General features: G+C 58.8%; 34 protein-coding genes. 11 read left to right on the top strand and 23 right to left on the bottom strand.

Features of this window, described 5'->3' with window-relative positions; translation table 11 throughout:
• Nucleotide 1: 1 nt before the first annotated feature.
• The 23 genes from AO388_RS23310 to AO388_RS23205 form a co-directional block, all read right to left on the bottom strand.
• A complete protein-coding gene (locus tag AO388_RS23310; protein ID WP_058417255.1) occupies nt 2-883 on the bottom strand; it encodes a baseplate assembly protein in 882 nt (293 codons plus the stop codon).
• Nucleotides 880-1206, bottom strand: coding sequence for a GPW/gp25 family protein (locus AO388_RS23305; protein ID WP_058417254.1), 327 nt, complete (start codon nt 1204-1206; stop codon nt 880-882). Before AO388_RS23305 ends, AO388_RS23310 begins: the two co-directional genes overlap by 4 nt.
• 5 nt (nt 1207-1211) lie before the next feature.
• Nucleotides 1212-1457, bottom strand: a complete 246-nt coding sequence (locus AO388_RS23300) for a hypothetical protein (RefSeq protein ID WP_058417253.1) — start codon at nt 1455-1457, stop codon at nt 1212-1214.
• A 55-nt stretch (nt 1458-1512) separates the two neighbouring features.
• The gene (locus tag AO388_RS23295; protein ID WP_058417252.1) at nt 1513-2076 is read right to left on the bottom strand and encodes a phage baseplate assembly protein V; all 564 of its coding nucleotides are present in this window, start codon (nt 2074-2076) and stop codon (nt 1513-1515) included.
• On the bottom strand, nt 2051-2602 hold the full coding sequence (locus AO388_RS23290) for a hypothetical protein (RefSeq protein WP_058417251.1): 552 nt from the start codon (nt 2600-2602) through the stop codon (nt 2051-2053). The genes AO388_RS23295 and AO388_RS23290 overlap by 26 nt, the downstream gene beginning before the upstream one ends.
• Nucleotides 2595-3251 carry a hypothetical protein gene (locus AO388_RS23285; RefSeq protein ID WP_058417250.1) on the bottom strand — a complete coding sequence of 219 codons (657 nt, stop codon included), beginning with the start codon at nt 3249-3251 and terminating at the stop codon, nt 2595-2597. Before AO388_RS23285 ends, AO388_RS23290 begins: the two co-directional genes overlap by 8 nt.
• Nucleotides 3248-3562, bottom strand: coding sequence for a head-tail joining protein (locus AO388_RS23280; RefSeq protein WP_058417249.1), 315 nt, complete (start codon nt 3560-3562; stop codon nt 3248-3250). The genes AO388_RS23285 and AO388_RS23280 overlap by 4 nt, the downstream gene beginning before the upstream one ends.
• Before the next feature lie 2 nt (nt 3563-3564).
• Nucleotides 3565-3786 carry a hypothetical protein gene (locus AO388_RS23275; protein ID WP_058417248.1) on the bottom strand — a complete coding sequence of 74 codons (222 nt, stop codon included), beginning with the start codon at nt 3784-3786 and terminating at the stop codon, nt 3565-3567.
• 1 nt (nt 3787) lies between these two features.
• Complete coding sequence (locus tag AO388_RS23270) at nt 3788-4816, bottom strand: major capsid protein (protein WP_058417247.1); 1029 nt, start codon at nt 4814-4816, stop codon at nt 3788-3790.
• A 12-nt stretch (nt 4817-4828) separates the two neighbouring features.
• Nucleotides 4829-5179 carry a head decoration protein gene (locus AO388_RS23265; RefSeq protein WP_004663038.1) on the bottom strand — a complete coding sequence of 117 codons (351 nt, stop codon included), beginning with the start codon at nt 5177-5179 and terminating at the stop codon, nt 4829-4831.
• A 13-nt stretch (nt 5180-5192) separates the two neighbouring features.
• A complete protein-coding gene (locus AO388_RS23260; RefSeq protein WP_058417246.1) occupies nt 5193-6425 on the bottom strand; it encodes a S49 family peptidase in 1233 nt (410 codons plus the stop codon).
• Nucleotides 6426-6427: 2 nt separating this feature from the next.
• Nucleotides 6428-8029 (bottom strand): phage portal protein, encoded by a 1602-nt coding sequence (locus tag AO388_RS23255; protein ID WP_058417245.1) that lies wholly within the window; start codon nt 8027-8029, stop codon nt 6428-6430.
• Nucleotides 8030-8031: 2 nt separating this feature from the next.
• Nucleotides 8032-8247 (bottom strand): hypothetical protein, encoded by a 216-nt coding sequence (locus AO388_RS23250; RefSeq protein ID WP_004663043.1) that lies wholly within the window; start codon nt 8245-8247, stop codon nt 8032-8034.
• Between the two features lie 10 nt (nt 8248-8257).
• The gene (locus tag AO388_RS23245) at nt 8258-10147 is read right to left on the bottom strand and encodes a phage terminase large subunit family protein (RefSeq protein WP_054984103.1); all 1890 of its coding nucleotides are present in this window, start codon (nt 10145-10147) and stop codon (nt 8258-8260) included.
• A gap of 43 nt (nt 10148-10190) precedes the next feature.
• Complete coding sequence (locus tag AO388_RS23240; protein WP_004663046.1) at nt 10191-10712, bottom strand: terminase small subunit; 522 nt, start codon at nt 10710-10712, stop codon at nt 10191-10193.
• A 156-nt stretch (nt 10713-10868) separates the two neighbouring features.
• On the bottom strand, nt 10869-11060 hold the full coding sequence (locus AO388_RS29445) for a hypothetical protein (protein WP_054089136.1): 192 nt from the start codon (nt 11058-11060) through the stop codon (nt 10869-10871).
• Nucleotides 11017-11403: a hypothetical protein gene (locus AO388_RS23235; RefSeq protein ID WP_024692781.1), complete on the bottom strand. Its 387-nt coding sequence runs from the start codon at nt 11401-11403 to the stop codon at nt 11017-11019. The genes AO388_RS29445 and AO388_RS23235 overlap by 44 nt, the downstream gene beginning before the upstream one ends.
• Entirely contained in the window at nt 11400-11723 is a 324-nt protein-coding gene (locus AO388_RS23230; protein ID WP_003377395.1) for a phage holin, lambda family, read from the bottom strand. The genes AO388_RS23235 and AO388_RS23230 overlap by 4 nt, the downstream gene beginning before the upstream one ends.
• 252 nt (nt 11724-11975) lie before the next feature.
• Nucleotides 11976-12458 carry a hypothetical protein gene (locus AO388_RS23225; RefSeq protein WP_004663052.1) on the bottom strand — a complete coding sequence of 161 codons (483 nt, stop codon included), beginning with the start codon at nt 12456-12458 and terminating at the stop codon, nt 11976-11978.
• Between the two features lie 328 nt (nt 12459-12786).
• Nucleotides 12787-15480, bottom strand: coding sequence for a bifunctional DNA primase/polymerase (locus AO388_RS23220; protein WP_058417244.1), 2694 nt, complete (start codon nt 15478-15480; stop codon nt 12787-12789).
• Nucleotides 15477-15683, bottom strand: a complete 207-nt coding sequence (locus AO388_RS23215; RefSeq protein ID WP_004407080.1) for a TraR/DksA C4-type zinc finger protein — start codon at nt 15681-15683, stop codon at nt 15477-15479. The genes AO388_RS23220 and AO388_RS23215 overlap by 4 nt, the downstream gene beginning before the upstream one ends.
• Complete coding sequence (locus tag AO388_RS23210) at nt 15676-16164, bottom strand: phage regulatory CII family protein (RefSeq protein ID WP_024659833.1); 489 nt, start codon at nt 16162-16164, stop codon at nt 15676-15678. Before AO388_RS23210 ends, AO388_RS23215 begins: the two co-directional genes overlap by 8 nt.
• Before the next feature lie 227 nt (nt 16165-16391).
• Nucleotides 16392-16619 (bottom strand): transcriptional regulator, encoded by a 228-nt coding sequence (locus AO388_RS23205; RefSeq protein WP_010201612.1) that lies wholly within the window; start codon nt 16617-16619, stop codon nt 16392-16394.
• 100 nt (nt 16620-16719) lie between these two features.
• Between AO388_RS23205 and AO388_RS23200 the strand changes: the two genes are divergently transcribed.
• The 11 genes from AO388_RS23200 to queD all read left to right on the top strand — a co-directional run bounded on the left by AO388_RS23200 (nt 16720) and on the right by queD (nt 23376).
• Nucleotides 16720-17436: an XRE family transcriptional regulator gene (locus AO388_RS23200; protein WP_057431178.1), complete on the top strand. Its 717-nt coding sequence runs from the start codon at nt 16720-16722 to the stop codon at nt 17434-17436.
• Between the two features lie 141 nt (nt 17437-17577).
• Entirely contained in the window at nt 17578-17871 is a 294-nt protein-coding gene (locus AO388_RS23195) for a DUF1654 domain-containing protein (protein ID WP_058417243.1), read from the top strand.
• A gap of 267 nt (nt 17872-18138) precedes the next feature.
• Nucleotides 18139-18711: a deoxynucleotide monophosphate kinase family protein gene (locus tag AO388_RS23190; RefSeq protein ID WP_058417242.1), complete on the top strand. Its 573-nt coding sequence runs from the start codon at nt 18139-18141 to the stop codon at nt 18709-18711.
• 49 nt (nt 18712-18760) lie between these two features.
• Nucleotides 18761-18997, top strand: a complete 237-nt coding sequence (locus AO388_RS23185; RefSeq protein ID WP_054986243.1) for a hypothetical protein — start codon at nt 18761-18763, stop codon at nt 18995-18997.
• Nucleotides 18994-19368 (top strand): hypothetical protein, encoded by a 375-nt coding sequence (locus AO388_RS29810; RefSeq protein ID WP_024659827.1) that lies wholly within the window; start codon nt 18994-18996, stop codon nt 19366-19368. Before AO388_RS23185 ends, AO388_RS29810 begins: the two co-directional genes overlap by 4 nt.
• Complete coding sequence (locus AO388_RS23175; protein WP_024659826.1) at nt 19365-19607, top strand: pyocin activator PrtN family protein; 243 nt, start codon at nt 19365-19367, stop codon at nt 19605-19607. The genes AO388_RS29810 and AO388_RS23175 overlap by 4 nt, the downstream gene beginning before the upstream one ends.
• A gap of 100 nt (nt 19608-19707) precedes the next feature.
• Complete coding sequence (locus AO388_RS23170) at nt 19708-20199, top strand: hypothetical protein (protein WP_058417241.1); 492 nt, start codon at nt 19708-19710, stop codon at nt 20197-20199.
• Nucleotides 20196-22250 (top strand): DNA cytosine methyltransferase, encoded by a 2055-nt coding sequence (locus tag AO388_RS23165; protein WP_058417240.1) that lies wholly within the window; start codon nt 20196-20198, stop codon nt 22248-22250. Before AO388_RS23170 ends, AO388_RS23165 begins: the two co-directional genes overlap by 4 nt.
• The gene (locus AO388_RS23160; RefSeq protein ID WP_058417239.1) at nt 22247-22705 is read left to right on the top strand and encodes a hypothetical protein; all 459 of its coding nucleotides are present in this window, start codon (nt 22247-22249) and stop codon (nt 22703-22705) included. Before AO388_RS23165 ends, AO388_RS23160 begins: the two co-directional genes overlap by 4 nt.
• The gene (locus tag AO388_RS28060; RefSeq protein ID WP_306424329.1) at nt 22702-22944 is read left to right on the top strand and encodes a helix-turn-helix transcriptional regulator; all 243 of its coding nucleotides are present in this window, start codon (nt 22702-22704) and stop codon (nt 22942-22944) included. Before AO388_RS23160 ends, AO388_RS28060 begins: the two co-directional genes overlap by 4 nt.
• 75 nt (nt 22945-23019) lie before the next feature.
• Nucleotides 23020-23376, top strand: a complete 357-nt coding sequence (gene queD / locus AO388_RS23155; protein ID WP_003317991.1) for a 6-carboxytetrahydropterin synthase QueD — start codon at nt 23020-23022, stop codon at nt 23374-23376.
• Nucleotides 23377-23527 lie beyond the last annotated feature (151 nt).

Here is a 23527-nt window from a genome sequence, read left to right as displayed (position 1 = left end):
GTCAGTCACCCTTGACCAGCGTGAAGCCCTTGCAATAGGCGGCCTGTGACTTGCTGGGAAGAATGTCGAGCCAGTCGGCCAGGTCCACGCGACGAACGCCTGCGATGTGCAGCTGGGCGTCGATAGCCGAGCGTGCCACTTCAACACCCAAACGACGCCGAGGATTGATCCAGGCCTTCAAGCGCGCTTCGCACTGCGCCAGAATGGTCTCGTTCTCCGAGCCAGTACCCACCATATGCACCACCGCGTTGATGGTGTAAGGCAGGATTTCAGCGCTCTGCACAATCAACCGATCACCCAGCGGACGAATGTTCTCGTCACTCAGGTAGTCGCGCACCTCGTCAAGCAATGACTGGGGGGCGATGCCGGTTTCACTCAAAGCCAGCACCGTGACGACCACCGTAGAGGGTGACGGACTTTCGGCCGTGGCATCAGCAACCAGTCCCGACGAGTTCCGGGCATGCAGGATGTAACTGTTACGCGGGCCTGCAGTAGTCAGTCCCTCGTATACCAGCTGGATACGCTCGCGCAGCGCGTCGTCCTCTTCCTTCACCTCAGCCGTTGGGGGAAAGGTCGTCAGGTCTTCGGCCTGGATCACCAGGCGTTTGAGGTTGACGTTGAACGCCAGCTGATCCAAGTCAGATTTACGGGCGTAAGCCAGCAGCAACGCTTTGCAACCATCGTTGACACGGGCGCGATTCCCGAGCTTGTTGTAAGCACCCAGTTCAATCAGTTTCGTGACGGGATCGCTCTCAAGCGCAGCATTCCAGTTGTTACCCATCCAGTCCCGGAAAATGCCCAGTGCTTCCTCATAGGTGGTTTCAACGTCCAACGGTTCCAGCACTTGCGGCGCAGGCAGCGCCGACAGATCCACCGCACTCATGCTGTGACCTCCAACGTGAAGCTATCGCCCTGATATGTGCCTTTCAAAGCGAACGTGACCTGCCCGTCGATCACCGAGATAGCCCTCACGGATTCGAGCTTTACCCGTGGTTCCCAACGCCCGATGGCCCGGCTGACCTCGGCTTGCACCGCGCTGCGCCAACCGGCCGTCACCGGCAAATCAACGAACCGGGCCAGTTTGCTGCCGTACTCGGGCCGCATTCTGCGACTCCCTTCTGGCGTGGTCAGAATGTCCGCAATGGACTGACGCAGGTGATCGAGGCCCGACAAGGGCAAGCCCGTCTCGCGGTCCATTCCGATCATCGTGATTACTCCAGTGGCTCAAACTCTTCATGCGCGTTCAGGTAGGCCAGCGCGTCGGCATCGGAGGAATCCACCGAGGTAACGCCCTGTGCTACGTCGACCAGGCTGCCGTTGGGCAGCACCAACGTTCGGGAAGTGAATACCGTGTCCCGGAAGCCGATCTGTGCAGATTCCGGTGCAGGCGACGACGCACGCGGAGCGACGGTGATAACGAGATCCGTGGACGCGGTCTCCGTTTTGGTTTTGCTCATGCTTTTCTCCAGACGCAAAAAACCCGCATAGCGCGGGGATGGTCAAACGATGGGATCAATGCTTGTGGTGATTGCTGTTGCCCAGGGTGTCGAGGATCGTCCCCATACCTGTTACGTTGCCGGTGACCAGCAGCGCTCCGTCGATTTTCACGTTGCCCGTGAGGTTGATCGAGGCCGATTGAACTGTCGCGGAATCATCCGTCACGACCACCGTTGAAGCGCCCACCTTCACGGTGACGGTGCCCGTCGGCAGGTTGACGGTGTAGCTCTTGGCCTGCCAGTCGTAAACCAATGAACCGCCATCGTCGAAACGCCAGACTTCGACGTGGTCTCGGTTATCGGGCGGCGCGCCTGCATTGCCATAGAGTCCGGGAATAAATGTGCCTTGTGCAGGATCGCCGCTTGGACTCAGTATCGCTCCCTGCTCGCCAAGCGTTGGTGCCCGCCAGTGCCTGGCTTTTCCGGCAGCCAGGCTATGCCAACGAATCCACGCGCTGACCCAATCGCCATCTGAAACACGGCACATCGGCGGGGAAGATGTCAGATCAACCGCCACCACGTAGACGTTCATGATCAGACTCGCAATCATTCGGTCATGCGCTGCGCTCGCGTAGCTCATTCAGCTCCTCCGCAGATCGATAGAACTCTTCATTGCCTGGCCCGATGTCAGGGCTGAAACCCCAGACCAAATTGCCAGGCGGCTGATCGGCCCACGGCCACTGCTGCTCGCCCAAATAAATGCCCTGCGTCCACTCGATCAGCCAGACCGCGTAGCCATCCAATTCGGGGCGGGACCAGTCCTGAGCGGCCCGGACAAACTCAGCTTCGTTGACAGGCAAGCCCCACGTCTGTCCGCGCAACAAGACTGCCAGCTGGGTCGCGGCAAATGCGGCTTGCTTCTGGCACTCCTCACGCTCTGACCCGACAATAACACGGCCTTCAAACCGTGCGATGAATGATGATTCGCCGGTGCCTTGATCGATACCGGGCTCAAACTCCGATACTTCCAACAGCACTGCTGGCACGGCTATTTGTTGCAGCATGTCGGGCATGGTGCCGACATACTCCAGCCCGCCAATTGCGTCGCGGATATGGTGCTCAATCGCTACATAGAGCTGATCGAGGCTGAAAGCTTCGTCAGACACGGGCTGTTCCTCTCAGATACTTCTGCAGTTCGAAGTTGAATTCCTGCTTGAGGATCTCAATCAAACGCGCGTCGGCACGTTTGACCCACTCATCAAAATGCGGCCGCGCACCTTCGAGCGAGACCTTGGCCTTGGCGAGTGGGAAGCGGCTGCCATTCTCTTCAATGAAACCCGACCGGCGTTTTCCCTGACGGGTTTGTTCGTACTCGCTCGCATCAAAATGCTTGCTCGCCGTGCGGATCCATACGTCAGGACTGCCGCCATACACCGTCTTCAGAAACGCGCCTTGATACCGGCGACCCGCGACCGTTACACCGGCACGGTTCTGCCGTGCCCGGCCGATTCGGCTGGCCGACATCGCGTCTAAACCCATCCAGAGTTTTCCGCGCATCGCGCCAGCGGTGACCGGGTAAGCACGCAGACGCTGACGCACTGCGGTCACAGCGATTCGCTCTTGTCGGCCGATGGCCCTGGCGATATGCGTGCGCAACCAACGAAGCGTCTTGTTGATGGCACGCCGCTGGGCCGCTGCCGCCGCTTTGGGAACCGCTGCCGCAAAGTCCTTGAAGGCATCAAGATCCCCCGCAGAAGGCTGCAGGGTGATCATGCCGTCCTTGGCCGACTGCTTGTAGAAACTGCCTATGGTCATCGCTTTAGCCTCAGGATAAGAGACACCCAGCCTGTACCGTCTGGTTCCAGGCCGACCAGGTCATACCGACCGCCACCGTCCTGCTCAGGCAGGTCGATGGAGACGATCTGACCAATCGCAACCGGAGTGGCGTCATGAACGCGTATCGTGAAGTGCGGTTCCCTGATGCCGGTGTTGATGCGTCCGAGCTTAGGTTGCAGCCACGGGATTGAAAGAAATCCCGCGATATCGCGTCCGTCGACGGTTGCGATATCGCCCAGAGATTCAAGGATCTGGGAGTCCATGTCCTCAGCCAGTTCTCGAAAGCTCATGTTCAGTCACCGTCGGTTTCGTCAGCAGCTTCGTCACGGCTTGCTGCCTGGGACTGGATAGCCTCTTGCGCACGAGGGTCCGTGCTCAAGGCGATACGCCCTTCTGCAACCAGCGCATCCTCCATCTCTTTGCTGGCCGGGTTATATGGGCTGCCTCTGAGGATGACATTGCGCCCCTCCTGAATGCAGCCGTCCACCACGATATAGCCGGGCTTCTTGGCCATCTCACACCACCTTGGCGTAGATGAATGCGTCCGGCTCCAGCAAACCGGCGAGTGCCGCGCTCTGAAGCTTCAACCAGCGAGCGCTCGGCTCCTGGGTCGTCCAGCTCTTGGGGAAGCGCGCCGCCTCGACCAGCCCGCTCTCGATGGCTTCCAGATCCTGAATCGCACCGTAAAGCATGGCGTTACGCGTGGACGTCGCGCCCAGAATCAGGCCGCCCGCTGGGATCATGGGTTGCTCATCGCCTTCGTCATCCAGATACCACTCGTCATAGCCGTAAAGGTCGACGCCAGGATCGTTCAGGTAGCCGAGATACGTGACGCCGTCCGGCAGCTCTTCCGGCTTGATGAGGCCCATGTCGACGCGGCGAGTGTTCAGCTGCTTGATGACCGTCAGGTTGGACTGGAATGCATCAAGCGCCTCTCCGCCCAGCGCAGCAGTGTTGGCAGTGCGGCCGGAGTCTTTGGCAATCTTGCGTTTCCAGGTGCGCAGGTTGCCAATCGGATCAGAGTTGTCAGTGCCCCACTGGCCGGTGCCCAGCGTTATCTTGTGATCGTTCGCCATGAGAAAATCGATGGTGTCATCAACGCCGTCGCCCAGCACGCGGACCTTGCCGGTGGTCAGTGCCTGGGCACACATCCACTCCTCGCGACGAATGATCTCGTCATCCAGATCGCGCAGATCCTTGCCCAGCATCTGGCCTGCCCGCTCCAATGGCGTCCGGCTGGAGAAAGGGTTATCTCCTGCCGAGCGTTTGAGGACCAGTTCCGCAGTGGTTTCTCGCTTGGGCTGGATGTAAGGCGGCGCGTAGGAGTCAGTCCGGTAACCGTCACGCAACGAAATGCTGCCGGGCAGGCGAGGATGAACAAACGGCGCCATTTTGCGCTGGCCTTTGACGATATCAATGTCCACCGTTTTGGTGGGAAAAGTCACGGGGCTGCCGCCATTGAAGAACGTGTTCAGCAGAAAGCGTCGCGCCGTGGGCATCTGCTCGACGGCTTCAAGCATGGTACGGGTGTCAAAAATATCCATTAGAAGCTCCGGTTAACGAATGAACAGGCACAGCGGCCGCAGGGCTGCTTTTGCTTTGGCGAGTGACAGGCCTTCGCCCAACATGAGCTCAGAGCCCAGCACCTCGCCGGTGAGAAGGATCGATGCTGGATAAGCACCGCCGGTGGTGTCTACGTCTTGGTCGAGCACAGCCTTGGGTGCCTGAGAGCCGTTGTCGGCAGCGGCGGCGCTGAGCACGTACTCGCCCGAAGCGTCGACCTGACCGAGCACCGCGCCACGCTTGAGCTTCTGGCCTGCCGCAATGATTCCGGTCTCAATCACCACAGGGAATGCACCTGCCGAGAGATGACTGGGGACGTAGGTCTGACGGGTTGGATTACTCATGATGTTCTCCTGATCAGCGACGCGAAGCGCCCGCGACAATGGCTCCGACTACGGCTTTGCGCTCACCCTGAGCGTTGCCATCGGCGGGTGTAGAGGTCGACGCACGGGTGCTGTCGGCCTTTATGGCGCTCAACGAAATGCCACGGTCCTGGGCAGCCTTGAACAACTGCAAGGCGGTTGCCTCAACCGAGGCCCCGGAATCGATGGCCGCCGTGATCTCGGCCTCAAAGCCCTTACTGGCCAGGCCGTTGATGCCCTTGATGCGCTCCCGCTCAGCGGTGACCGCCTGCGTGCTGGCTTGCGTACGTGCAGTCTCCAGTTCGGACTGGCTGGCCTGGGTAATTTCGATGGTGTTTGGGTCGGTGCCAGCGGCCAGTGCTTCGCGCAGCTGAGCGGTGGAGTTGACGGTGGTCATAGTGAATGTCCTCGGTTGTGTCGCGGCCGGTTTGGCCAGTTCGGTAATTAGTCCTTCCAGCGAGCCCAGGCGGTGAGCAAGGCCCGATTCAACGGCGGCGGCACCTACCCGCAAGCCGCCAAAATCCCCCATTGCGGGAACATCGTCAGAGTCCACGCCAAGGTTGCGGGCGACCTTGGCCACAAAGACCTCGCACATTGCATCGACGGTTTCACCGACCTTGGCACGCCCCTCTTCGGTGGCCATGTCCAACCGCTTATTAGGGGCGTTGCGACTGACGATCTGGTAACGCTTGCGGCCGCTGCTGGCCTCACCCTCGACCACGGCTTCCACCACAACGCCAATGCTGCCGAGCAACGCCGTCTCATCGATGACAATCTCGCTGGCCGCAGACGCCAGCCAGTAAGCAGCGCTGGCCCCCGTTCCACCGACGTAGGCCACAATGCGCTTACGCGCACGCCCCGCATGGATCTGGTCAGCCAGCTCGTTGATGCCCGCCGCCACTCCGCCAGGGCTGTCGATGTTGAGGATGATGGACTTGATGCTTGGGTCATCCAGTGCCGATTGCAGGTCGGTGGCCAGCACCTGAGTGCTGGTCGCGCCACTGATCTCGGTAAACAGATTGGCGTAGCGAAAAACCGGACCGACCACCGGGATAATGGCGACGCCGTTGCGAACGCTGACCGTGCGGCTGTTCTCCAGCCGAATACCGGTTTTGCTCTCCAACGCACCCGGATCGCCCATGCGGTCGGCAATGGTCAACAGGTTATCCAGGGCGTCAGGCAGCATCAGCCAAGGCTGCGATGCAGCCAGCTCCAATGCGCGGGGCATGGTTATTCCTCGTTGGGTTGTGTGGGTGGGTCAGCGATGACGCCGCCTTTGGGCAACATGTGCAGGTTGTCTGAGCGTCGCTGCTCAACTTCGCGAACACGCTGGCGGTAGACTTGCTGCCAGGGCTCGCCCGTCATCGCGGCCGTTTCGAGGGTTTCGTTGCTGACCCCGATTTCGATTCGCTTACCTGCTGCATTGGCCTCTTTGAGCTCATCGATAGCGCCTCGCGCCGGGCCGATCCAGATCCCCTGACAGTAAGCTTTACGCTTTGCAGGGTCCGCGTAACCCGGCAGGTGGATCAGCCCTCTGGCCACCGCCTCATCGATGATCAATTCACGGCTGGGCTGACAGAAGTCACAGGCCAGCCACCAGCGCCGAACGCTATAGAACCGCCAGGCTTGGAGCATTGCAGCGCGAGCCGCGCTGTAACTGCTGCTGTAATGCAGCAGCAACTCCTCCATCGGTTGCTCCAGCGCCGCACCGATCTCTTTCACGACCGCAGTGAAGAAGGGGTCGAACTGGGCATTGGGTCGAGCCGGATTGGCAACCACCGGCTCCTCGCCCATACCCAGGTCGACAATGGCACCCTCTCCTAACGCCAGCTCACCATCATCGGTGGTATCCCCGCCCGCGCCCTCGTTACCCATGGCGGACATGGGCAAGTTCGAGACGTTGAAGTCGTTGTTCTTTTTGATGAACACCGTGAACATCGCCGAGATAACCGCTGCCATCAACTCGGCACTGCTGTAGCGCTCCAGCTTCTGCAGCGGTTCCAGCACCGGAGCCAAGTAGGGAGCACCTCGCTTCTGGCCCGGCCTTTCCTTGTCGGACATGACATGCATGACCCGACGTCTGCCGGTCACATCACCGAACGCAGGCAGGCGCTCCCATGCCAGGTTCTGGCCTGCCAGATACTCATTGGGATAACCGTTGCAGACGTGATACGCCAAGGGGGCTCCCAACCGGTCAAACTCCACACCTTCAACCATGTCTGCGCGGTCCATGCCCCCGTCCGGGTTGCAGACACGATCCGATTCGATCAACTGCAATCGGGTGCTGAAGATGCAGCCTGGACGTTCATCGTCAGGACTGGCGATCAGGACGTCGCCGCAGACCATAGCCGAGATAAGCACCAGCGCCTGCAGTTGGTAGTGATTGAGGGTGGCTTCGGCGTCACACTCGTGAGGGTCATCGGCGTACAGCGACCAGATCCTGTCCAGCTGGGCGTTCAGTTGCTCGGCCTGCTGCTCGTCGATGCCGACAGCGACATGATCGATCTGGGCACGGCACACAAGGCCGGTGCCGACCACATTGGTGCGCAGACGGGTGATAGCCGCCCGAGCGATCAGATGGTTGCGCATGGCATCACGCGACCGGGCTACCAGCATGCGACGCTCGCTGTGGTGCAGGTCGCGCCTGGCACTGCCCAATCCCGGAATCCAGCCTGCCATGCTACGCAGCACACGCGATGCACCGCGCCAGCGGGTTTCAACCCCGCCACCGCCACCCTGCGCTTTGGCAGGCGACCCTTCAGACACAGACTTGGCGAGCTTGAGTGCCTCTCGCATCAACAACTCGGCAGGGTCTTTACGGAAAAATCCCATAATCAAATCACCATGTAGGAGATGCGATTACGCCCCCTGCCCTGCAGCGATGCTTGTTCCAGGGCGACCTCTTTGGCGTATTGCTGTTCAAGCAACCGCAGGCTGTCGAGCTCGGCCCGATAGATCTCGCGATCCGCTCGCTTCAGACGCTGACCCTTTTTTAGGACGTCAGAGATCGCCGCCCGTACTTGCTCCAGGCGCATTTGTGCGTCAGTCATGATTGAACCTCTAGTAGCCTGCACGGCTGCGCGTACCACGACCGCGAGCATTCGCTTTACGTGGCACAGGAGTGACGGCCTGCTCGGTGTTGAAAAGAGTGGGTTGCAGCAGTTGTTGCTCCAGCTGATCCCACTCATGTTCGCGTAACAGATGGGTCTTCAAGCTTCTGGCCGCATGCAGTGCATACACTTCGCAGTCCAGCGCTTCGTTACGGCGGCCCGCTTTCTTCTGCCACACCATCTTGCTGGGGTTGCGCGCGTGCGGGGCCAGTACTTCATTGGTGAGCTGCTCGTAGTAGTCCGAGCGGATCTCGCTGTACCAATGCATCCGGCCCGGCCCTGCGCCGGTGAGTCGAAGACGTCCGTCGATCAGCGTCTTTGCCTTGTGGGTTCCGACGATGTAGACGCGCAAGCCATATTTCGACGCTTTGGTGTTGTCCTGGGAAGAGTCAACCGACGGGGACGGCCGGGTAAAGATTTCCTTATCACGGCTGTCAATCGATGCACCTTTGATCGCCATGATGTTGTAGCGCTGCCGGTCCCGGACGTAGCCGTAGACCGCGTCGCTTGTGTTGCCGTCCGAGCTGTCGATGCTCACGGCAGAAATGACCAGCTGCGCGCCGCCCTCTGTCGCCACCGGCTTGGCGATCAGCCGATCCAGCTCCTGCCAAACGGCGTCATGCGGATCGATGGGATTGCCGTACAACTCGCCCCAGTAAAGTCGCCACGACTCTTCACCTCGGCCCCAGCCGATGACGACCAGCGCCAGCCGGTCCCCCTGAACGTCGACGCCCACCGTAATCAGCAGCACCCCGTTGGGTGCCGTCAGCTCTGCGTAAGGCTCGGCCCGCTTTTCCAGTTCATCGGTTTTGGGTGCATCGCTTTTGTATTCGTAACTCTCCCCCTTGGAGCTGTTGACGAAGGCGATCATCGGCCCGATGTTGCCGTGGGACGCGGCGTGCTCGGCCTGAAGCTTTTTCTCCATCAGCGCCTGGAAACGCGATCCCCAGAAGGTGGCGTACAGCTCGTTGAGAATGTAACCGGCAATCCCCCTAAACTCGGCCGTCGCGACCCAGCGGCCGTGCTTGAGGTTTGCGTTTTTCTGGTTGTCATCCCACGAACAGCCGCAGTGCGGGCAGGCGTAATACGCATGTTCCGGCCGCTTCTTGCCATACACTTCGTGGTGATAGTCGGGGTCGTCCGCACAGAACAGATTGTCGAAGCTCAACGCATGCGACTGTCCGCATTCGTGGCAAGGCACAAGCCCTTCGCGCTTGTCCGAGATCTCCAGCTCCGCGTCAATGGCCGACAGGCCCTTAATGGTTGGGGTGCCGCCGATGATGATTTTCGAGCGACGAAACGTCTTCAAGCGTTCCTTGGCCAGCTTGATGCTGTCCCCCTGCCCCCGCAGGTTGAGGTTGCAGTCGTCAGGCTCCTCGACAGCGACTCTCGGAACCGGCGTGGACTTCACACTCGCCGGACTGTTGGAGCCCACCATTTTCAGAAAACCGCCCGGAAAACGCTTGAAGTCCTGGCGTTGCTGCAGCTTGCGACTGCGTAGATCGACCTTCTTGCGAAGCCTGGGCGTCGCCTCAATCATCGGCTCAAGCTTCTCGCCCACATACTGTTTGGCCGCTTCTGCTTTGGGAAACAGCACCAGGATCGGAGACGGATCGATGTCGATCCACTTGCCTAGGGCGTTACCCAGCACGCCCGATGTCCAGGCCACCTGCGCGGACTTGCGCCCTACTATTTCGGTAACGTTTGGATCGTCCAGTGCCTCAAGCGGACCACCTGGCCAGACCAGGTGCGGGGTCACATCGAACCGGTATTTACCCGGCCGAGCCGCCTCTTCGGCGGACAGCCAGCGATACTTGTCTGCCCATTCGATGATGCTCATGCGCGGCGGTGGAGCCCACTTCAAACAGGCCTTGTGCAGGGACTCACTCGCCGTCTTCCTCAAGGCCCTCCGGGTATGGCGATTCGTCAGAATCTCCAACTGAGTCAGCATCATTGTCATAGTCCGATAGCCTTCTCAGGATGGCCTCGATGGGCTCACGAATCAGTAGATCGTCCACCTCTATGCCATACCGGGCTGAAAGCTCAGCGGCGAGCACATCTGGGAATGTATTGAGCAGTTCGACCTTGGCCGACATGATCATGGCCTCGAAGCGCTGGATCATGTCGGAGGCGATCACCACCTCTCCAAGCTCTTTGGCCAGCGCCAGCTCTTCACGATTTGCCCGGACCCGGTCAAGCCTGTCACGGGACGATTCTTTCTTGCCGTTGAGCGAGGCCTGCTGCATCAGCCACTGGACCACCGCTTCGGTGTCGTACTGATTTTCGTTGCCACGACCCAGACCAAACTCAACCACCGGCATGCCGTCGTGTTGCCACCGGGTCAGGGTGCGTTCGTCCCGGCCAACGATCTCACTCAAGTCGGCCTTGCTGACTTTCCTGCCCATACACAACCCTTTAGAAAGACGGACATCCCTGCAAAAAACTCAGCTGCACAAGAACCGCGAGTCCACGTACCCGTGTAGGGAGCCCCCCTCAGGGAGGACCCAAAAAACAGGGGGTTGGTGTGCCCCCCGATGGGGCATGAAGCCCAGTGACCTCGACTACTTGCTCTGGCTGCGCAGGATCTGGGCGTCGACCTGATCGGCGCAGGTGTCGAGCAGCTTGATGGCCTGATCCTTCAGCTCCCAGACGTCGCCGTTTGAACGAAGATCCGCCTCATCGGCGTTGATGCGTTCGCAAGGAATCAACTCAGGGGGTTCGAGTCGAACCGCTGACGTTTTTGTGACTACCACCGGCTTTGCCGCGCAGGCCGTCAGGCAAAGGCTGAGAAGCCCAATCACGAACCGGCTTGCTGTTGCGCTTGAGGTCTTCAAATTCTTTCCTCGCCTGTTTGGCTTTGCCTTCACTGGCCTTGAGCCGCTTGCTCAGATCAGCCTGATAGTCGGCATTACGCTTGGCTTCTGCCCGTAGCGTGGTGATGGTCGCCTCGCTCTCTTTGTTGGCCGCGATGGCTTCGTTCTTGCTCTTTGTCTCAAGTTGCATGGCACCGGTGATAGCGACGACCCGGTACTGCTGAATGCCGACGAGCAGTACGCCCACCAGCGCGATGATGATTGCGGCGGCTAAAGCCTTCATAGGGAATCCACCTTCCGGCCAATGAAGCGGGCCACCAATTCGCGAATGGCCGTAACGCCAAGAAAGCCAATCGTTCCACCTGCCGCTACCGATAAGCTGGGCGGCCAGGTCATCCACTCAATCAGGCTGGACGCGACCAGACTCAACGAACCGCAGATCAGCGCTTCGAACAAAATCCGGCGCTTACTGGTTTCTTTGGCGTCGTAGAGGATGCGCAGTAGAGAAACGACGATGGCCATGATCATGCCCTGCCACAGTGGATTTGAAATGGCCGCCACGATCCTGGCCCACGTATCTGGTTTGTCGGGCATGGTGCGCATCCGGTTGCCACCCTTCCGGGGGAGCTGAAATGAAAAACCCCGCCGAAGCGGGGTTGGTGACAGCCTTGGGGATGGCTGGGTGAAGCATGCACAGCGGGTGCTCTGACTGTGATTCAGGCGCAAATCGCAGATCGTGCCCACGTTGTACCGGCGTTCGGAAAAACCGAAAAGGGCTGTTTAACGGTTGGACCAAATGTGGCCGCAATACAGCAAGGATACGACCACAATGCGACAACTGGCCCGGACGAACGGTCAGCGCGCCCGAGGGATTGAAGAGCTTGGAAAGGAACCGCTTGCGACCTTGAGGTGACGGTTGGTTTGGGGGCCGACCGGGTAGCCACGTGTCGAGCCGCTGCGCAGTGTGAGAATCAACAGCACCTGCTGATGCAGGCGATCCAACCAGTTGCGATAAGTCCGATCAGCGCCTTCGGCAATACCGACCGCTTTCATCTGCTCCCGGACCGTCGTCATGGCGCAATAACGCTCTCGTGCCAACCGTGCCAGTGGTGCGCGGCCTGACCGTTCCAGCTCTGCCACCGCTGCCTGAACCTCACTGGCAATGTGATCAATCCCGCCCCCAGCACCACCAAGCACCCGCGAACCCGGCGTGCCACGCGGCGGCGCGCCGCCCCATTCGATAATGGCCCCCATCTGGCTGCCCAAGCCGCCGCCTTGGCCGCGCTCGCGCATCTGCTCGCCCCAATGCACCATCAACGCTTCGATTTCCTTGATCACTGCCCTTTCCTCTCGAAATCTGAACCCAACACACAAAACGCCCTACCCAACACAGACCCAACACACTTAAAACCTTTTAAAAACAATGAATTAATAAAGAGTGTGTTAGGTGTGTTGGGTTTGTCGGGTTTGTCTGTCCTCGCATGGAGAAAAAACAACTGCGCTTTAAGCGGCATTAATAACGTCACGCATGCGCGCACGCGAAGCCAAACCCAACACACCCAACACACACGTCTGCACCCCGCGAAAGATGGGCGTTTGATCTGTGTCGGGTTGCCAAAACCGACCCAAAACATACCCAACACACCCGACACACTTTGAGAGGTACTCATGCTGCGACCGCCTTCACGTGGTCCCAGCTGTCGACGTTCCACCCCGCAAGGCGCGCCTTGGCCCGCCAGGCATCGACGGCAACGCCCAAGTCCGGCGCTCTCATTGATGGGGGAAGGGAAGCCTCAGGATCATCGGGCACAAAGAAAGCGCCGAAGCGCCGATCATTGCGTTCAGTCCAGGGTATTGACCGGGTCTTCTCCACCTCCGAGCTGATGAACAGCGAGAACTTCGTCTGGCTCATCACGTGCTCTTTGTTGCGCTGACACCACTCAAGGAACAAGGCGTAGAGGTCCGTTGAAAGACATACGCCCCAGAGCCCGCGACCCAGTTCGCCATACCGCCAAAGGTACAGAAACGTTTGCCACCCGGCCCGACTGAGCGCAACAAGCCGCTCGCGTGACGCAGTGCTGGGCGGGCGGGTGCGTTCATTGAAGTCCCCCAGATCCACACGCAGCAGCCAGCCGTAGAGCGCGGCGACACCGCCATTCTCCAACTCGCGGCCGATGGCTTTCTGTCGGGCGACCGGCAAGGTTTCCATTGGCCACATGACCAACATGCGCCGGTCACTGTCGCTGATCGGCCACGGCAAGATCTCGTTGCTGAGGAAGACCGCGTTCATGTGGTTGGCCTCCTCCCAGCCGTTGATGAACTTCGACTCCATGCGCACGGTCTTGCCGGTGACCAAGTGCTTGATCTTGCCGACTTGGTTGTAGCGCTGGTCACGGCTGACCACCTCTTCGAACACGGCCCACATCTTCCTGCTTTGCCAGGCGTTGAAGTTGCTCTCCAGCTGGGTCTGGCCAACTGTCGCGGCGTACTGGCCGTAAAGCGCGCCGAAGGTGTCGGCGAACAACAGGCTTTTGCCCGAGCCTTCCATGGTGGAGTGCATCAGAACCGCGGTATCCATCTTGGCCCCGAGGTGTTGCAACGGATATGCAAGCCACCGAGTCAGCCACAGTGCAGCAGCCTCATCATGGTTGCAGAGGAATGAGATCAGCCAGCGCAGGTTGGCGCATGCCGCGTCGTCGTTGACCGGCTCCAATGGCAGGCCGTCAAAGGTGTTGATGTAAATGCTGGGGTCCTTCGTCATCGTCGGGTCGAAGACAATGTGTTCGACGTCCACCACCCGCCGCTCGCTGCTGTTCAACCAGAGCGCATAGGTGTCGCCCAAGGCCATCTTGACGGCCCCCTCGGCAATACGGCGTTTCTTCTCTCGATCCCAAACGTCTTTGGTGCCGTCGATATAGACGTAACGTTCCGTGGGACGCATACCCAGCGCACCGCCCTTCTTGCCCGCCATTTTCCGGGCCTGCTCAATGTCCTTTACCTGATCATCAGCGATCAGTTTTTTGTCAGTCGCGTCAAGCCAGAGCTTTGCGATGGGCTTGCCGACTCGCGCCTCGAAAGCCGACTTCTTCATGACCCGGGACTTATCGAAGTCCCAGACATGTGTGGTGCCTTCTACCAACGCAAAACGCCGCAGCACCTGATCAATAGTCAGCTCCTCCCCCGCCCCCCCGTCAGGTGCAGGAGCCGCCTCGCTTGGCGCGTCCGGTGCTGCTGGATGTGGCGTGTCGCTACCCTCAGTTGGGGCCGGGGGAAGATCGCTTGCGCTGGGTCGGGTTGATTGCATGCCGAGCATCCGCGCCGCTTCCTTCACCGCCCTGGACTGATCACCGCCATGCTCCAGTAAGCAGAACACTTCGAATGCATCGTTTTGGTGACCGTTGGCCAGCGGATCAGCCGCATGGTGCGAATACACCTTGCCTTCAGCCACGGTGATTCCCGGCAGCCCGGTACTACTTTGCGGATACAGCCATTTCCCCCCGCGCTTGGTATATCCGTGGCTGCGCAGAATCTCTTCGACGTCGTGGCAGTTGTTGAATTCGTCGATGACAGAAGGCCGCTTGCCACCTGCAGGGGCTGGCTTCGGTTTCGGCTTTTGTTTGCCGGAAGGCTTGGCGTCCTTCGGCAGCCATGGGCACGCAGCCTCCGCGCCCCGCTTGAAGACGTCCCAGTTGTTCCAGACATTCAGCAGATCGCTGATCAGAACCGGAAGCCCCGAAGCATCAGGCGGCGTGCGCCAGGTGTATGGCTGGCCGGTGCCTGGATGAATGGAGGGAGGCAGTACGTCCTGCACCAATCCTGCACGCAATTCAAACACTGTGAACCGCTTGTACTGCTCGGCATCTGCTCGATACAAGGCCTCTCTGGCCGTATCGCCTGCCTCCCGAGCAGCGTTTGCCTTCAGCATGATTGACTTGTGCTTTGACCCGTCCGGGTCGTTTTCATTGGGCCAAGACAGGGAGTGCCGCGTCAGTTCCAGCCCTTCCGGGACCTGAAACAGAACCCGGAACCGCAGAGGGTTACCAACGACAGTCGGGAAAGCCAGTGCAAGCGCATCCAGATCAACGCCCAACAGTTCGTACAGGACGAACCGCGTCCACTGGACATCGTCGACGTCCAACGAACACACCCGACTCGGCCCCAGCACAACGCCGAGGTTATGGTTGGGATTTTTCGTCCAGAACGCCTCGGCCTGGGCCGGATCAACGATGTACTTGCCGGGCTGGTTCCATCCCCTTCCCTTCGGGCCTTTTTCGCCCGGTTGAATCGGTACTAACGCAAAATTGAATGTCTCACAGTAACGACGTGCCCAAGCAGAAAGCGGGATCGGACGATCACTCATCTACGCTGCTCCCGCAGCGACTGACAGTGAATACACGTCTCGCAGCCAACAATGGCAGCACGGCGTGGCTCCGGGATCGGATCGTCGCAGTCTTCACAGAACTGTGAGCTGACCAAACTGGTCGGGATTCGGCGATGCTTAAACAAAGCGACGTCCAACAGGTACTGAGCCTGTTCCGTAGCGCGGTCGATATCGTCAGCCATTGGCACGATCCTCCATCGCCAGACGAGCGCCGGCCATGATGCCCAGCACCGCACGAATGATGTCGTTGCCCTGCTTCTCCAGCAGAGCGACTTCGTGCAGCTCCCATACACCGTCGGCAGCACCGTTATGCATGCCTGAAACGAATTCGCCCGTTTCCGTTAGAAGCTTGCCTACCGACTTGAGCGCATCCTGAGTAGCAGCGACAGGCTCCGGCTGGTACCAAACAGCTGCTGCTGGCCGCATCAAGGCGTCGAGCAAAAGCGGGCTGCCGGTAAGACGAATGACATCCTCCAGCTCATCCGGATTAAGCCAGCGCCGCTCCTCGTCGAGTTTCAGCTTTTTTTGAAGAGCGTCGTTTTCCAACACCATGTCATGGGCAAGAGCGGTAACTCCGCCCTTGTAGTCGCGGCCCGCGCGGTAAAGCGCCTGACGCAACGAAAGCACCTGACCAGCGTCAGGCAAAAGATCCATGCGACTCATAACCGTAAAATCCCCGTTTACGGTGTAGCCACAGGCAGGGGCACCCCCTATCCTACGACCACGACCGATGTGCTGTGCTAAACGTGCTGTGCGGCACGGTTCATCGTTCGAGCCAACCAGGTGAATCTTGTGGTGAGAGGACCTGATCGGCGGAGTTGGCAGTGTTTTGCACTGCCGTTGCTGGGTCGGGGGAATCTTGTGGTGAGAGGTCCCCGGCCCTGCGACTTTTATGCAGCTTCAGAGCCGCGAAGGTAGGCCCAATCGATATCTGGGCGCAGCACCTCGCATACAACCGTGCCTTTCGACTCTCTCTCAATGTTCACTGCAAGGGCGGCACTGGCCCGGCGATTACAGTAAGCAACTTGTCTGAGCTGTCCGGCAGAAGTCCCGCAACGGCGGGCAAACGCGTCAAGGTCCGGTTTATTCAAAGCCTTCAAATATTCGTGCAGGGTCATATGCACCTCCGTTCAGGATGCGCAGATTAGCAATTGCTAATCGATACAGCAATAGCAAACCGTAATTTACTGTTTGCTAACGGAAAGCGATCATTGGGGCATGGATATCTATAAGCAGCGAATCAGCGCTCTGCGCGCCGCGATGGCGGGGCTGAGCCAAAAAGACTTTGCAAACCAACATGGGTTGGACGCATCGTATTTGTCCCAGCTTTTAAATGGTCATCGAAAACTCGGCGAGAAAGCAGCTGCAACCCTCGAAGAGAAGATCAACCTGCATCCTGGGAGCCTGGTGAATCCTGAGCTATTGAGTGGCTCCGATACGGCTGAAATCATAGTGCCCGCTGTTGCACCCGTTGACAGTCGAACGGTGATGCAGTCGCTCGGATTCATTACTATCCCCCACCTCGACGTGGCGGCGTCGATGGGGTCTGGCAATGTTCCGCCCGACTCTCAAATTGAAGTGATCAAGGACATTACGGTCCACCTTGATTGGCTCAAGACACAAGGTTTAGCCTTCTCGAGGATCGAGAACTTAGCGATCATCACCGGCGATGGCGACAGCATGGACGGGACATTTCGCGACGGCGACTCCCTGCTTGTTGATCGCGGGATTACCGAGATCAGAACCGATGCAGTTTACGTCTTCACATTGGATGGCGACCTTTACATCAAAAGACTGCAGCGCATGACTGGCGGGGCGTTGCGCATGATCTCGGATAACCCTTTGTACCCTGCGATAATTATCGAAGGTGCGGACCTTACAAAGGTCCATATTCAGGCCCGAGTCCTCCTTGTGTGGAATGCCAAGAAACTGTAAACCTCGTGCCCATCCAAGCCCGCAATTGCGGTTTTTTTTGTGCCTGAAGGCAAAGGAGTACAGATGTACTCTTTTCGGGGTTGCGAAAAAGATCTTCGCAAAATACTGTATGCATATACATAAAAAGCCAAGGAGGACCCCATGGCTAGCGTAGCGCACAAGCTGGCAGCAACGATGTCTCCCGTACAGACACTTGCAGCTCGACTTCAAACCATTATTCGCTCCCAGTCCGCTCAGGGAGATCGGTATGCGGTGATCTACAAAAAACCAGATGAAGATCAACGGCACTGGGATCAGATCATCGCAGCGATAGACGATACGGAAGGTGTTCACGTAAAGATTCAATCTGACGGGTCCGCACGAATATCGTGGTATCTGCCCGAAGCCCTACGTCGTCCTGAGTGCGGCAGACCCAGTAGCAAAACCGATCATTAATTTAGCATCTGCTATTGCATAGATATTTAGCTTTTGCTAATTTGACTCGTACCCCTCTCACCACAGAGTACGAGCCATGCAAACCACTCAGCGTCACACCCGCTGCCCGGTGTATCTCCACCCAGCAGCGGCTTCCAACCGCGAATCTATAGCCACCATCCAGCGCCAAACTGGCCTGCTGTTGATCATCCCGCCAAAAAGCAGAGATCCGAAAGCAGCACCTGCACCGGCAGTCGATGACTTCGGTCCATGGGGAGGTGATGCGGCATGAAGCAGATCCTGATCGGCCTCACCGGTCCTGCCCGCTCCGGCAAAACAACCGCAGCCAGTCACCTGGCCCACGATCACGGGTTTGAGTGCTACGCATTCGCCGACCCGTTGCGCGAGGGCATCATGGCCATATTCAACCTCAGTCCCGACGATTTCGAAGGCGACAAAAAGGAACAGCCCATCGACTGGCTGGGCCGCTCACCTCGCCAGTTGATGCAACTTCTCGGCACCGAGTGGGGCCGTCACATGATCAGCGCCAACTTGTGGGTCGACCTCGCCGAACAAAACCTTGATTGCCTCAGTGCGGTGTTCGACGGCGTGCCGGGCTTTGTCGTGAGCGATGTCCGCTTCGAAAACGAGGCTGACTTCATCCGCAAACGGGGCGGGACGGTCATTCACCTCTACCGACCAGACGCAGCCGAAGTTAATCCCCACATCAGCGAAGCCGGTGTGTCAGTCCACCCGGACGACTTGGTACTAACCAACGATAGCGGCCTTCAAGAGCTGTATGGCGCATTGGACGAGCTTTATCGCGCCATCCGCTCACGCGGTTTGCTGGCCGTGGCCTGAGGCACTCGTCATGAACAGAACCCTCGACGCTACAGCAACGATTCTGGGCATGAAGCCACGGACATTTCGAGCGAAGTTGCGAGAAATCGGCGTGCTGACCCAAGCAGGCGAGCTCGCACCCAAGCACCGCGACCAAGGCTACCTGTACGTAGATTCGCGCAGCCGCTGGAACAAGAACATTCACGCCTACAGCCACTATGCAGTGGTGATGGTCAAGGAGGCAGGTGTTACCTGGCTTTCGGACCAGCTTGGCATCACGACCACGAAGAAGGACGCCGCAGCATGACTCTGAACGCAATTACTCACGCCGTATGCGCGCTGAAACTGGTTCCTTTGCACCTGAACCACCCAACCATCGTAAGTCGCTCGACGTTGATCGGCGCAACGTCAGAGGCCCTCAGCATGCTGGACGGCTTGCCGCCTGTTACTGCCGAATTGGCGGAAGTATTTCGAGCTGTGGACGCTGTACTGCTTGAGGGCCAAGTCGCTTATGTGACCCCCACGCGATGCCCCGAGCGACCATATGGCGCAGTGGTGGCGGACGCAAAGGGACGGCTTTGCGCGACTGCAACCGGCAAATCGAAAGAGGGTCTCGCGGAGCTGATTCGCCTTCAGTTGGTGCCCCAAAAGGAGGGGCACGGGGAGGACGCTGCGTGAGTGAGACTTTAAGTCAGCTCCGGGAAGAGTTCGCCACGCCCTGCCCCACCTTGGGCACTGTGCGGGAACGGTACTTCTCGCACATATCGAGTGACCGCTACCTGCTTCGCAAGATCAACGCGGGCCGTATCGACCTCAAGGTTACTCGGCTGGGCGGATCGAATAAGGGCCAGCCGGTGGTGTATCTGCACGACCTAGCGACCTATCTCGATGCACAGGCCAAGTTGAAAGCGGCCTGATTCAAAGGTGGTCACTGCCTTCCAGTGACACAACGCACCAGCCCGTCGCCGTCCTCTCACCACCGATCCGGCGACGGGCTTATTCCCAAGGACACAGCACATGCAAGCACAGCACATCATCATTCTGGTAGGCATAGGGGTCTGCTTTCTGCTCCTCACCGTCTTCATCGTGAGAGCAATCAAGCGGGCAATAAGGAGGTCGTACTTGGCGGGAAAATCCGCAGGTATCGCCGACAGCAGCGCGCGAATTGATACATTGAATGCAGCTATAGCAATGCTCGAAAGCGACCGCGAGCACCTTCTGCTCAGCATTGAACTCAAAGACCTCGCTATCAAGCATCTCAAAGAGCAGTTGAGCTCGGGCAACACCAACTCCCTCACTAAAGCCGACCTTCAGGTCATGTCAGACACAGCCATCACTCTGGGGCTGGCCCATAAAACGTGGGTGCACGTCAAAGGCACAGAGCCATGGCGCACTCGGGCAACAACCCAACTTCAGCAGTTGAACGCCATAGTGCTCCGAATCCTTGGCGAGATTCGCGACAGCAACAAACCGACTGAAAGCCCGATTGACGTGGGGGAAGCGGCATGACCTCACTCAATCGCCCACCATTCGATTTCAAAACCCAATACAGCCTGGGCTTCAACGCGCAAGACGACGAGATTGTTGTCGATTTCTTCTGCGGCGGTGGCGGCGCTGGTACGGGGCTGGAAATGGGTCTCGGCCGAAAAGTCAGCGTAGCCAAGAACCACAGCGCGGCAGCAATCAGCATGCACACAGTCAACCACCCAGGCGCGAAGCACTTCACCACCGATGTGTTTGACGGCGATCCGGATACGGAATGCGGCGGCAAGGCGGTAGGCTGGTTCCATATGAGCCCAGACTGCACCCATCACAGCCAGGCCGCTGGCGGGCAGCCACGCAAACGCGAGATCCGTAATTTGTCTTGGATCGGTTTGAAGTGGGCAGGCAAGAAGCAACCCCGCGTCATCAGCCTGGAGAACGTGAAGCAGATCCTGCAATGGGGACCACTGGTGGCCAAGCGTTGCAAGTCTACCGGGCGGGTGGTGAAGCTGGCCGGTGGCGTTGCAGCGCCAGGTGAGATTGTGCCGGTCGAGCAGCAGTTTCTGGTGCCAGACCCTGCCCGGCGCGGCCAGACATGGGCGGTGTTCGTGGCCGAGCTGGAGCGCTTGGGCTATGCCGTCGAGTGGCGTGTGATCCGAGCGTGCGACTTCGGCGCGCCTACCAGCCGGGAACGTTTGTTCATGATTGCCCGGTGCGACGGCCAGGCAATCGTATGGCCAAAGCCGACACACGCCAAGCGCCCTACTAAAGGCCAGAAACCTTTGAAGACCGCCGCCGAGTGCATTGATTTTTCCGACCTCGGCAAAAGCATCTTCGAACGCAAGAAAGACCTGGCTCCAGCCACCCTGCGCCGAGTAGCGAAGGGCATGAAAAAGTTCGTCATCGACAATCCGACGCCCTTCATCGTACCGATTGCGAACTGGTCGGGCGAGACGGTGCAATCGGCCAACGAGCCGCTGCGCACGGTGACGTCATATCCAAAGGGCGGCGCATTCACGGTGGTCAGCCCGGTCATCGCACCAGCGACCCACCAAGGCAGCGACCGCATCAATGATCCGCTGGAGCCATTGCCGACGATCACCTGCGCCAACCGTGGCGAGCTGACGCTGATCAGCCCGACCCTGATCCAGTCTGGTTACGGCGAGCGCGAAGGCCAACAGCGCCGCGTGCCAGGAATCGATCAGCCGCTGGGCACAGTTGTTGCTGGCGGCGTCAAACACGCGCTTGCAGCAGCGCACTTGGTCAAATTTCGATTCAATGATGCGGGCAAAGCGCTGGATGAGCCTTTGCCAACGGTTACCAGTGGAGGCAACTATAGGCGGCCTGCAGGTGCAGCCCACGCTATGGGCGTGTCCACGGTGTTCATGGCTCAGATGAACGGCGGCTTTAACACCACGCACGCCAAGGGCGTCGACGAGCCAATGTCGACGGTCACCAACACCGGAAGCCAGCAGCAACTGGTGGCCGCAAACTTGGTACATCTACGCGGCAACTGCGATGCACGGAGCGTGAACGATCCTCTGCACACCATCAGCGCCGACGGCCAGCACCCCGGCTTGGTCACTGCGTTCATGGAGCGGCAGTTCGGTGCCAGCGTCGGCCAGTCGCTTGACGAGCCTGCGCCTACAGTTACGGCCGGAGGCGGAGGTAAAAGCTCTGTCGTATCGCTCAGACTCTCCCCAGAGCATGAGGAAGGCGCACTGCGCGTCGCCGCGTTCCTGATCAGCTATTACGGAACCGAGAACGTCAGCAGCGCGGGCGAACCAGCGCCCACCATCACGACCAAGGATCGCTTGGCACTGGTCACCGTGATGGTCAAGGGTGCGCCCTACGTGATCGTAGACATCTGCCTTCGAATGCTCAAACCGTCCGAGCTGTACAAGGCCCAGGGCTTCCCGGCCGACTACGTCATCACCCACGGCGCCGACGGCAAGCCGTTCACCAAGACCCAGCAGGTGCACATGTGTGGCAACAGCGTCAGCCCTCCACCGATGGCCGCACTTGCCAAAGCAAACGACCCTTGGCGGCAGACCGAACTCTGCAGGGAGGCAGCATGAGCCGCACAGGAGCGCGTGACAGAGCGCGCAGACAGCTGACCGAGACGCTGGCTGTATTGACTCAGGCCGTCTCACTACTGAGCAAATCGCGGGTGGTGCTCAAGCGGTCGCGGTCTGCAGATGCTGCCGAGTGCTTGGCAATGATCGAATCATTTTGCAGTTGTCCGTTGCCCACACAACCTAACCAGCACCCCGACAATCTAGCCGTCGACCGGTTTGCTACTGCGATGAAAACCAAACTTGCCGAGGGGCGCGCCAAAGGACGGGACGGTTGGGGTAAGCCATGGGTGAAAGATGAGGAGCTCGCAGAGCAGTTGGTTAAGCACTTGCCAAAGGGTAACCCTGGCAACTTTGAAGATATCGCCAACTTCGCAATGATGCTGCATCAACGAGGTGCCCATCCCAATGAGCTGACCCTGGCTTACAACGCAATTCAGCGGAGCCCAGATCAATGACTCTCCAACGCATCCCAGCAACGCCAGAGGAAAAAATCATGGCAGCAGCCCAGAACATAGATCGCCTTCTGCGCCTTGAAGAGGTGCTTCACACTACGGGCCTCGGTCGGAACACCGTCTATCGCAGAATCAGGGAAGGCACCTTTCCGAAACAGGTTAGAATAGGCCCTAACTCAGTTGCCTGGCGGCAGTCAGAAATCGCTCGATGGATCACAGATCTGTCACCCAGCAACGACTAACCAGTACATTGATTAGTACATTAAAAACGCGGCCTAGCCTAGAGGCCGCGTAATTCAAGAATTGCAGGTCATAAATTGGAAATCTTCAAAGAATTTACCTTCGAGTCAGCACACCGCCTCCCCCACGTTCCAGAGGGGCACAAGTGTGGACGTCTGCACGGCCATTCGTTTCGTGTCGGCATTCATCTGGCCGGAAAGGTTGACCCGCATACCGGCTGGATCCGGGACTTTTCGGAAATCAAGGCGATTTTCAAACCGCTGTATGAACGCCTTGATCATAACTACCTGAATGACATCCCGGGCCTGGAGAATCCAACCAGCGAAAACCTGGCGAAATGGATCTGGAATGAGTTGAAGCCTCTGCTGCCGGAACTGTCGGCCGTCCGTATTCACGAGACGTGCACCAGCGGATGTGAATACCGCGGGGATTGATTGCCCTGAAAATAAAAAACCACCTTGCCGGTGGTTTTTTTGTGCCTGTCGATCGGAAGTACATGTTGAATAACGTGCTCTCACGCTGGTTTTTACAGGCACCAGACAAACAAAAACCCTCAACGCGTAAGCGAAGAGGGTTTCTGGAATT

The sequence above is a fragment of the Pseudomonas sp. ICMP 10191 genome, from assembly GCF_001467335.1.
Lineage (GTDB): Bacteria > Pseudomonadota > Gammaproteobacteria > Pseudomonadales > Pseudomonadaceae > Aquipseudomonas > Aquipseudomonas cerasi.
This window is presented reverse-complemented; position numbering and strand designations above follow the sequence as displayed.